General features: G+C 67.2%; 1 protein-coding gene. It reads left to right on the top strand.

From position 1 onward, the window contains the following. The first annotated feature begins 61 nt into the window (after nucleotides 1–61). On the top strand, nucleotides 62–1,198 hold the full coding sequence (locus AC0NH5_RS42960; protein WP_474414256.1) for an IS701 family transposase: 1,137 nt from the start codon (nucleotides 62–64) through the stop codon (nucleotides 1,196–1,198). Nucleotides 1,199–1,378: the final 180 nt, after the last annotated feature.

The following is a 1,378-nucleotide window of genomic DNA, read 5'->3' as shown; positions in this document are numbered from 1 at the left end:
CTAATACTGCAACGGCACTCAGCGGGCGGAACGTATCGATGATCGGCTCGTTGGGTGGTGCATGACGGCGATCGAGGTTGGTCAGTGGACTGGGGAGCTTGACCGGTTGTATGCCCGGTTCGCAGATCGTTTTGCCAGGTCAGAGCCTCGCCGGCGGGCCCGGCAGTACCTGTCCGGGCTGGTCGCGGGCCTGGATCGTAAGAACGGCTGGACGCTGGCGGAGCAGGCCGGTGACATGTCGCCGGACGGGATGCAGCGGCTGTTGCGGTGGGCGCACTGGGATATCGACGCTGTCCGGGATGAGGTGCGTGACTATGTGGTTGAGCATCTCGGTGACCCGGAGGGTGTGCTGATCGTCGACGGCACCGGGTTTCTGAAGAAGGGCCTGAAGTCTGCGGGTGTGGCCCGGCAGTACTCCGGAACCGCCGGACGGATCGAGAACTGCCAGATCGGTGTGTTCCTGGCCTACCGCTCCGCCCGCGGACACGCGCTGATCGACCGGCATTTGTATCTGCCGCAGGCCTGGACCGACGATCGGGATCGTTGCCGGGCCGCCGGGATCCCGGACGAGGTCGGCTTCGCGACGAAGATCGAGATGGCCCGGCAGATGCTGTCGCGGGCGTTCGCCGCTGGGGTGACCGCGGCGTGGGTGACGATGGACGAGGCCTACGGGCAGGCGAAGTCGTTGCGGGTCTGGCTCGAGGACCACGACCAAGCCCATGTGGTGGCGACGCGCTGCAACGACGACGTGGTCACCACCAGCATGGGCCGCGCCCGCGTCGACGAGCTGATCGCTTCGCTGCCGGGCCGGGCGTGGTCGCGGATCTCGGCCGGCCCGGGTGCTCACGGGCCGCGTGAGTATTGGTGGGCGCGGGTGCCGATCCGGGTGTTCTGGCGGGCCGGGCGCGGGCATTGGCTGCTCGCCCGCCGCAACATGAGCACCGGCGAGCTGGCCTACTACGTCTGTTACGGCCCGCGGAAGACCCGGCTGCTGGATCTGGCCCGCATCGCCGGCACCCGGTGGGCCGTTGAGGAATGCTTCCAGCAGGCTAAAGGCCAGGCCGGCCTCGACGAGTATCAGGTCCGCGACTGGCGGGCCTGGTACGCCCACATCACCTTGTCCATGGCCGCCTACGCCTGGCTCGTCGTCGCCCGCACCCTGACCGCAAAAGGGGAACCAGTCCCAGCGACGACATGATGATCGGCTACACCGTACCGGAGATCCGGCGCTTGCTCGCCGCACTGTTCGTCCGCCGCCACCAGCCTAAACACATCTGGTCGTGGTCACGCTGGCGACGACGACGCCAATACCAAGCCCGCCTCAGCCACTACAAACGCCGCGGCTATCCACCGAGGTGAAGTGCCGTTGCAGTACTAA

Source organism: Actinoplanes sp. 13 (genome assembly GCF_056134165.1).
The sequence above is the reverse complement of the archived record's forward strand: the minus strand, read 5'-3'. Positions and strand labels throughout refer to the sequence as shown.